Below are 8,767 nucleotides of genomic sequence, written 5' to 3' on the forward strand. Positions count from 1 at the left end.
CAGTGCGCGCTCTACGAGGTCGTCAAGCGCCTCCCCACCTACAACCAGAACTATCCCGAACTCTCTTCCGTGGTGAACATCGGGATGATGGTCTACAACGCCAACAACATCAAAGACATCAACAACGCGAACTGCGGCGGATCGAACGGCGGCTGCCTGGCGGTGCCGCTCATGCCGCTCAACGACGCCAACAAGGCCAAAATGCTGGCGTGGATAAAGTCGTGGCGCACCACCGGCGGGGCCGGAGACGGCTACATCAAGGCGAGCGGTGAGGCGATCGGCGCGACGATGCAGGAGAGCTGGGCCTACCTGACGGGGCATACCGGCCTCTCGGGCCGCTCGTATGCGGCAATCAAGCCGACCCTGGGCTGCAACACCTACGCGGTTTTCGTCGGCAACTCCTACAGTTCTTCCGGCAAGCCGGGCGACGCGACGGGCGACGCCGGCCCCAGGAATGCGCTCCTCGGCACCAACACCAACGCCGACAAGAACGCCAACCCGGCCGCGACGGCAGCCCAGACCACGATCCTGACCAATACGCTGAAGACCTCGTGCGGCAAGGGCAGCTTCACCTTCCCGGCGAGCAACCATGAAAACGGAGGCTTCTACGCGGACGAGTGGGCGCGTTACATGGCCTCGCAGAGCATCGAGACCTACACGGTCGGCCTGCTCGGGTCCAGCTGCCAGGAATCCTACGAGGCCCTTCTCACCAGCATGGGATCCGAGGCGGTGGGTGGTGGGGCGTATTTTCGCACGACAAACTACGAGCAACTGGTCAAGGCGCTGCTGACCATCTTCAGCGAAGTCCAGTCCAAGAACAGCGCGTTTGCGGCGGTCAGCCTGCCGGTGAGCGTGAACACCCAGGGCACCTATCTCAACCAGGTGTTCGTCGGCATGTTCCGGCCCGAGAAGGACGGCATGCCGCGCTGGCATGGCAACCTCAAGCAGTACAAGCTCGGCATCCTGAACAACCGGCTGCAGCTCGTCGACGCGAAAGACAACCCCGCCATCAGCGGCAACAACACCGGCTTCATCGCCGAGTGCGCGCAGAGCTTTTGGACGCCTTCGACGCAGGACGACTACTGGTGGTTCAGGCCCCAGGGGTCCTGCCTGCTGAGCGCCAACATGGACGTCTCCAACACGCCCGACGGAAACATCGTGGAAAAGGGCGCACAGGGCTACAAACTGCGCAGCCTCGGTACGTTTGCGGACCGCAAGGTCTATACGTGTGCCACCGACATTGGCTCGTGCACGGAACTGCTTGATTTCGATACCACGATCCCACCGACCAAGTTCGGCGCCGATGTCACGGATGCGGAGCGGGATATCCTGGTCAATTGGCAAATCGGAGAAAACAGCCAGCCAGAATCCGGAACGGACTACAAGGTTCGGCCTTCGGTGCACGGCGACGTGATGCATTCCCGTCCAGTCGCGATCAACTACGGCAGCGACGCTGCGCCGGAGGTGGTGGTCTTCTACGGCGGCAACGACGGCATGTTGCGTGCGGTCAACGGCAACCGCGACGGTGGGCTCAGCGTCGGCGGCGCGTCCCCGGGCGAGGAACTGTGGTCGTTCGTGGCGCCCGAGTTCTATCCCAGCGTCGAGCGCGTCTACGACAACATGGTCCCGGTCAGCTTCCTCGGCAATACCACGTGCACCCCGGTCGCCCCCGAGACGACCTGCGTCGAACCGCGGCCCAAGCCCTACGGCTTCGACGGGCCGGTCATGGCCCACCGGGAAGGCGGCGATACCTGGATCTACGCAACGATGCGCCGGGGAGGGCGGGCGGTCTACGCCTTTGACGTGAGTGACCCCGACAAGACGCCGGTGCTCAAGTGGAAGCGGGGCTGCGACGCCAGCGGCTGCTCCGCCGGACTCGAGAACATCGGCCAGACCTGGTCTGCCCCCAAGGTTCTGAAAGCCAAGGGCTACGAGGACGGCAAGGTCGCGCTGCTGATCATGGGGGGCGGCTACGACGCCTGCGAGGATGCCGACGACGGCACGGCCAACCACAACTGCACGTCTCCCTCGAAGGGCAGCGAGATATACGTCCTCGATGCGAACAGCGGCGACGTCGTCCCGACGGGCATCAGCCTGGGCGGCCGTGGCGTCGCGGCCGACGTGTTCGTCGTCACCGACACGACGACCGGGAACGCCGAGCTTGCCTACGCGGTAGACCTCGGCGGCAACATCTGGCGCATCAACATCGGCAGCGACGCGCCGGCGGACTGGACGGCCACTCAGGTCGCCTCCCTCGGCTGTGACACGACGGCACCCTGCTCCGCCAACCGGAAATTCCAGTTCACGGTCGACGTCGTCCTCGACAACGGCAAGTATCTCCTGATGGTCGGGTCCGGCGACCGGGAAAAACCGCTGACCGGCTATAAGGCGGCTTACGAGGTGAAGAATTATTTCTTCATGGTGATGGACGACCCGTCCGATCCGAACTGGTTCGAAAGCGAGAAAGCCAACTGCGAGGGCAATGCCGTGATCTGCCTCGAGTCGCTGGTCCCGGTTTCCAACAGCGGCGCCAGCCCGACGCCCGCAACCGTCGCGGAGCACAAGGGCTGGTACCTGGAACTGCACCCACACGAACAGGTCGTGACCAGCGCGATCACGATCTTTGGCACGACCAACTTCAGCACGCACACCCCGGCTGTCTACAAGACCGGGGAGTGCTCCGCCAACCTGGGTACGGCACGTGTCTACAACGTCTCCTACGCCACCGCCGGCGGCGTGTACGGCGAGACCAATCGCTCCTCGGAGATCGCCGGCGGTGGCCTGGCGCCGTCCCCGGTGGCCGGCATGGTGACGCTTGACGGCAGCACCGAAGCCGTGCCGTTCTGCATCGGCTGCGATCCGCAGTCGGCGCTGCAGGGCAGTGACCCGCCCCCGCCGCCCCCGTTGAACCAGCCCAAGAGCCGGGTCTACTGGCAGGTCGAGCAATGATGCGGAGCCCGGTGATGATGACGGCCGCGCTGTCGCATGGTCGTCGTTCGGCGCCCCGCGGCTTTACGCTCATCGAATTGCTCGTGACGCTCGCGATCGCGGCCATCCTCGTCACCCTCGCGGTGCCCTCTTTCAACGAGGCGATGCTCGGCAGCAAGCTCAACACGCAGGCGAACAATTTCGTGGCGAGCGTGCAGCTGGCGCGCAGCGAGGCGATCAAGCGCAATGCCGCGGTGACGCTGTGCGCGTCCTCCAACGGCACCAGTTGCACGGGGGCCTGGGGCGACGGCTGGATCGTGCTGGCGAACGGGACGGTGCTTTTCCGGCAGATTCCGCTGGCGCCCGGCTTCCGGCTCTCGGGTGACGTCACCAGCATCGTTTTCCAGTCCACCGGCGTCGGCGCCACCTCGGCGACGCTGACACTCTGCCGGGCGACGCCATCGGTCGGCAACCAGGCGCGGCAGATCCAGGTCAGCGCGACCGGGCGCCCGGGCGTGACCAAGCTCACCGGTGTGACGACCTGTAGCTGATCCCGCAGGCGTCGCCGCGGCCGCCTGCTTCGGCACTGCCAGCCTACGACTAAAGTTGTATGGCGGGCGCGCGCCCGCGGTGCCACCCTCTTCCTCTCATGGGGAGGGGGAAGATGAAAGATCAGCGCGGCGCGACGCTTCTGGAGTTGATCGTGGTGCTTGCAGTGTCCGCGATCCTGCTCACGATTGCGGTACCAGGATTCTCCGCATTGTTCCTCTCGAACCGGCTGACGGGCGCGACCAACGCGCTCGTCGCCTCGCTCCATCTCGCGCGCAGCGAGGCGATCAAGCGCAGCAACAGGGTGGTGATGTGTCCGTCTTCGACAGGCAGCGCGTGTGCCGCAGGCGGCTGGCAGCAGGGGTGGATGGTGTTCCACGACGCCAACAACAATGCGCAGCGGGAAGCCGGCGAGCCTGTGGTCCTGGCCCATCCGCCGCTGTCCGCAGGCATGTGGGCGACCAGCAAGGGGTCGACCGCGAGCTACATTTCGTACACGCCGTCGGGCGCGACCCAGCAGGTTTCCGGTGCCATCCAGGCCGGGACGCTGACGCTGTGCAACGCGTCAGGACCCCTGGATTCCGCGCGGGAGGTCGTGATCAGCCGGACCGGTCGCCCGCGCACGGCGAAGACTTCCGTGGCTTCCTGTCCACCTGCCTGAAGCGCTCAGGCCAGGTCCTTGGGCAGGGCGAACGAGACCTTCTCCTGCGCGCCGTCCAGGTTTTCCACCGAGCCGATTCCAAGCTGCCGGAGCCGCTCGACCACCTCGCGCACCAGCACCTCCGGGGCCGACGCGCCGGCTGTCAGGCCGACCCGTCGCTTGCCGCTCACCCATTCCGGGCGGATTTCCCCGGCGTTGTCGACCATGTAGGCCGGCACGCCGAGGTTGGCGGCGACCTCGCGCAGGCGGTTCGAATTCGAGCTCGTCGGCGAGCCGACCACGATGACCACGTCGCACTGCGGCGCCAGCGCCTTGACGGCGTCCTGGCGGTTCTGCGTGGCGTAGCAGATGTCGTCCTTCTTCGGCCCGACGATATTGGGGAAGCGCGCACGCAGGGCGTCGACGACGCGCGCGGCGTCGTCGACCGAGAGCGTGGTCTGGGTGACATAGGCCAGGCGGTCGGGGTCGGCGACCTTCAGGTTGGCGACGTCCTCGGGCGTTTCGACGAGATGCATCCCGCCTTGCGCCTGTCCCAGCGTGCCCTCGACCTCGGGGTGGCCCTTGTGGCCGATCATCACGATCTCGAGCCCCCGCTCGCGCATCTTGCTCACCTCGACGTGCACCTTGGTGACGAGCGGGCAGGTGGCGTCGAACACGTTCAGGCCGCGTGCTTCGGCCTCGGCGCGGACCGCCCTGGACACGCCGTGCGCGCTGAAGATGACGGTCGCGCCGGCGGGCACCTCGGCCAGTTCCTCGACGAAGATCGCGCCCTTGGCCTTGAGGTCGTTGACGACGAAGGTGTTGTGGACGACTTCGTGGCGCACGTAGATCGGCGCGCCGTACTTTTCGAGCGCACGCTCGACGATGGCGATGGCGCGGTCGACGCCGGCGCAGAAGCCGCGCGGGTTGGCGAGAAGGATGGTGGGCGTCATGGCGGGTTCCGGTGTCACGGGATGCGGACGTTAGTCGCGTTGGGCCTGGCGTTCGCCGGGGGAGGGAAGGATCCGTTCCACTTCGACTTCGAACTCGATGGCGAGGTCGGCGAGCGGATGGTTGAAGTCGACCTTCACGGCATCGTCGCCGATCTCGAGGATGCGGCCGGCGACGGTCTCGCCGTTGGGCATGGCGAATTCGACCAGTTGGTCGACGGTGAATTCCATGTCGGCCGGCAGGTCGGTCCTGGGCAGGGTCTGGATCATCTCGGGCTGGCTTTCGCCGAAGGCCTGCCAGGGGTCGAGCAGGAACACGTGACGCTCGCCGGGCGCCAGGTCGACCAGCCACTGCTCCAGCGCCGGCGCCAGCGTGCCGTCGCCGAGGGTCACAATCTCGGGTTCGGGATCGTCGAAGTTGGAGACGAGGTCTTCCCCGCCGCGCGGCCGCAGCGCGTAGCGCAACTCGAGGGTGTCGCCGTAGGCGACCGTCCGGCCGCTCATGGCTTCTGTGCGGCGGGCCCGCCCCGCAGGCTGTCCCAGACCAGCAGGACGGCGCCGACCGTGATCGCCGAGTCGGCGACGTTGAAAGCCGGCCAGGCGAAGCCGCGATAGTGGAAGTAGAGGAAGTCGACCACGTGCCCGAGCAGCACGCGGTCGATGACGTTGCCGAGGGCGCCGCCGAGCACCAGCGCCAGCGCGAACGCCAGACGCGGCTCGCGCGCGTGGCGCGCCAGCAGTCGCACGATGATCACGGTCGCCACCACGCCCACGCCGATGAAGAACCAGCGCTGCCAGCCGCCCGCGTCGGCGAGGAAGCTGAACGCGGCCCCGGTGTTGTGCACCAGCACCAGCGAGAAGAAGGGCAGGACGGGAATGTGCTCCTGGTAGTCGAGGCTCGCCGACACCCACCATTTCGTGAGGTGGTCGAGCACGATGATCGCGAGCGCCAGGCCCAGCCATTTGCGCATTGCGGGATCAAAGAGATGTTTCATGGCAGGAAGCAGAGAATCGGGGCGAGTACCCTGAAGGGTATGAAGGCGCCCCTCCTACGGGCAAGGGCGGCGTGTAGGAGGCCCGCCCTCGGGCCGATCGGGGTCGGTCGCGAATCAGGCATGCGTGCGCACCTCGCCGTCGCCATGGAGGTTGCTCACGCAGCGGCCGCACAGACCGGGGTGGTCGGCGTGCGCGTCGACGTCGTCGCGGTAGTGCCAGCAGCGGTCGCACTTCTTCGCCGCGCTCGGGGCAACCTCGACGCGGTCGGCGTCGGCGGCGACGACGCGCGCCTGCGAGGTGATCAGCACGAAGCGCAAATCGTCCCCGAGCGGTTCCAACAGCGCGTGGGTGTCGGGGCTGGCGTGCAGCGTGATCTCCGCCTGCAGCGACGAGCCGATGCCGCCGGCGACGCGCACGAGCTCGAGTTCCTTCGACACCATCGCGCGCACGGCGCGGATGCGGGTCCAGCGCTCGAGCAGGTCGGCCTCGCCGGCCTGCGCCGGAAGTTCGTGCCAGACATGCAGGAACACCGAGCTGTCCTCACCCGCCAGTTGCGTCCACACTTCCTCGCCGGTGAACGACAGAATCGGCGCCATCCAGCGCACTAGCGCATGCGTCAGGTGATAGAGCGCATTCTGCGCCGCGCGCCGCGCGCGGCTGTCGGCGCCGCTGGTGTAGAGGCGGTCCTTCAGGATGTCGAGGTAGAAGCCGCCGAGGTCTTCCGAGCAGAAACCCTGCAGCTTCTGCACGATGAAGTGGAATTCGTAGGCGTCGTAGTGCGTTTGCAGTTCGCCCTGCAGCTGGCGCGTCATTGCCAGCGCGTAGCAGTCGATTTCCAGCCAGTCCGCCACCGGCAGCGCGTGCGCCTCGGGGTCGAAATCCGACAGGTTGGCGAGCAGGAACTTCAAGGTATTGCGAATCCGGCGGTAGCCTTCCACCACGCGCTTGAGGATCTCGTCGGAGATGGTGAGTTCGCCGGAATAGTCGGTGGTCGCCACCCACAGCCGCAGGATGTCGGCGCCGTACTGGTCCATCACCTTCTGCGGCGAGACCACGTTGCCCTTCGATTTGCTCATCTTGTGGCCTTTTCCGTCGACCACAAAGCCGTGGGTGAGCAGCGCTTTATAGGGCGCGCGACCGTCGGTGGCGCAGCCGGTGAGTAGCGACGACTGGAACCAGCCGCGATGCTGGTCGGAACCTTCCAGATACAGGTCAGCCGGATGCGCGAGTTCGGGGCGGCGCTTCAGCACGCAGGCGTGGGTGACGCCGGAATCGAACCAGACGTCGAGCGTGTGGCCGGTCTTGTCGTAATGCGCGGCGTCGTCGCCCAGCAGTTCGGCCGGGTCGAGCGCGAACCAGGCCTCGATGCCGGCGGCTTCGACGCGCTGCGCCACGGTTTCCAGCAGTTCCAGCGTGCGCGGATGCAAGTCGCCGGTTTCCTTGTGGGTGAAAAAGGGCATCGGCACACCCCAGTTGCGCTGGCGCGAGACGCACCAGTCGGGGCGGTTTTTGATCATCGCCTCCAGCCGCGCGCGGCCCCACGAGGGGAAGAACTGCGTCGCGTCGACCGCTGCCATCGCCTGCCCGCGCAAGCTCGCCTCACCCCTCACGCCTGACGCCTCACCCTGCAAGTCCATGCCGATGAACCACTGCCGCGTCGCGCGGAAAATGATCGGCGTCTTGTGGCGCCAGCAGTGCGGATAGCTGTGCAGGAGCTTCTCGTGCGCCAGCAGGTTGCCGCTGGCTTCCAGCGTTTCCAGAATCAGTGGGTTTGCCTGCCAGATGCTCATGCCGCCGACCAGCGGCACGCTGCTGTAGAAGCGGCCGTCGTCGCCCACCGGGTTGTCCACTTTCAAGCCATAGCGGCTGCCCACCACGTAGTCGTCGAGGCCATGGCCGGGCGCGGTGTGCACGGCGCCGGTGCCGGCGTCCGCCGTGACGTGGTCGCCGACGATCACCGGCACCTGGCGCTGCTGGAAGGGATGCCACAGCAGCACGCCTTCGAGCGCCTGGCCGGTGGTGTGGGCGACGACCTCGGCGCCTTCGCTCAAACCGTAGCGCGTCAACGCGGTTTCGCGCAGGCTGTCGGCGAGAATCAGTAGGCCCTTGGCTGCGCGCACCAGCGCATACTGGAAATCGGGATGCAGCGCCACCGCCTGGTTGGCCGGCAGCGTCCACGGCGTGGTGGTCCAGATGACGATCTGGACAGCCTCGCCGATCGCCGCGATGTCGAAGCGTTTGGCGAGGTCGGCGTGGTCGGCCACGGCGAAGCCGACGTCGATCGCCGGCGAGTTCTTGTCCTCGTACTCGACTTCGGCTTCCGCGAGCGCCGAGCCGCAGTCGACGCACCAGTGCACCGGCTTGGCGCCCTGATAGAGATAGCCTGCCTGCTGGATCTGCCCCAGCACGCGCAGGGTGTCGGCCTCGAACTGGAAATCCATCGTGCGATAAGGGTTCGCCCAGTCGCCCAGCACGCCGAGGCGGATGAAGTCGGCCTTCTGCCGTTCGATCTGCGCGGCGGCGTATTCGCGGCACAGTTCGCGGAACTGCGACGGGGGAATGTCCTTGCCGTGGGTTTTTTCCACCTGCAGTTCAATCGGCAGGCCGTGGCAGTCCCAGCCCGGCACGTAGGGCGCGTCGAAGCCGGAGAGGGTCTTGGCCTTGACGATGATGTCCTTGAGGATCTTGTTCACCGCGTGGCCGA

At 66.5% G+C, this 8,767-nt stretch carries 7 protein-coding genes; 3 read left to right on the forward strand and 4 right to left on the reverse strand.

All coding sequences use genetic code 11. The annotated features are described in order from the left end of the window. The 3 genes from Q0L94_RS03560 to Q0L94_RS03570 form a co-directional block, all read left to right on the forward strand. The coding region (locus tag Q0L94_RS03560) for a PilC/PilY family type IV pilus protein (RefSeq protein WP_296750137.1) at positions 1-2,949 on the forward strand (2,949 nt) is incomplete at its 5' end. Between the two features lie 14 nt (positions 2,950-2,963). Then, the gene (locus tag Q0L94_RS03565; RefSeq protein WP_296750139.1) at positions 2,964-3,479 is read left to right on the forward strand and encodes a GspH/FimT family pseudopilin; all 516 of its coding nucleotides are present in this window, start codon (positions 2,964-2,966) and stop codon (positions 3,477-3,479) included. 113 nt (positions 3,480-3,592) lie between these two features. Then, a complete protein-coding gene (locus Q0L94_RS03570; RefSeq protein ID WP_296750141.1) occupies positions 3,593-4,138 on the forward strand; it encodes a GspH/FimT family pseudopilin in 546 nt (181 codons plus the stop codon). Positions 4,139-4,143: 5 nt separating this feature from the next. On the opposite strand, the gene ispH is transcribed toward Q0L94_RS03570, so the two are convergent. The 4 genes from ispH to ileS form a co-directional block, all read right to left on the reverse strand. Further along, a complete protein-coding gene (ispH, locus tag Q0L94_RS03575; protein ID WP_296750142.1) occupies positions 4,144-5,070 on the reverse strand; it encodes a 4-hydroxy-3-methylbut-2-enyl diphosphate reductase in 927 nt (308 codons plus the stop codon). Between the two features lie 30 nt (positions 5,071-5,100). Continuing rightward, positions 5,101-5,571, reverse strand: coding sequence for an FKBP-type peptidyl-prolyl cis-trans isomerase (locus Q0L94_RS03580; protein WP_296750144.1), 471 nt, complete (start codon positions 5,569-5,571; stop codon positions 5,101-5,103). Next, positions 5,568-6,038, reverse strand: coding sequence for a signal peptidase II (lspA, locus tag Q0L94_RS03585; RefSeq protein ID WP_296750148.1), 471 nt, complete (start codon positions 6,036-6,038; stop codon positions 5,568-5,570). Before lspA ends, Q0L94_RS03580 begins: the two co-directional genes overlap by 4 nt. Before the next feature lie 138 nt (positions 6,039-6,176). After that, a partial coding sequence (gene ileS, locus Q0L94_RS03590; protein ID WP_296750146.1) for an isoleucine--tRNA ligase occupies positions 6,177-8,767 on the reverse strand: 2,591 nt, incomplete at its 5' end.

The sequence above is a fragment of the Thiobacillus sp. genome, from assembly GCF_024708915.1.

What these genes read in the sequence shown, in the direction of transcription:
- Q0L94_RS03565 (WP_296750139.1), top strand. Translation starts at nt 2,964, where the DNA reads ATGATGACGGCCGCGCTGTCGCATGGTCGTCGTTCGGCGCCCCGCGGC.
- Q0L94_RS03570 (WP_296750141.1), top strand. Translation starts at nt 3,593, where the DNA reads ATGAAAGATCAGCGCGGCGCGACGCTTCTGGAGTTGATCGTGGTGCTT.
- ispH (WP_296750142.1), bottom strand. Translation starts at nt 5,070, where the DNA reads ATGACGCCCACCATCCTTCTCGCCAACCCGCGCGGCTTCTGCGCCGGC.
- Q0L94_RS03580 (WP_296750144.1), bottom strand. Translation starts at nt 5,571, where the DNA reads ATGAGCGGCCGGACGGTCGCCTACGGCGACACCCTCGAGTTGCGCTAC.
- lspA (WP_296750148.1), bottom strand. Translation starts at nt 6,038, where the DNA reads ATGCGCAAATGGCTGGGCCTGGCGCTCGCGATCATCGTGCTCGACCAC.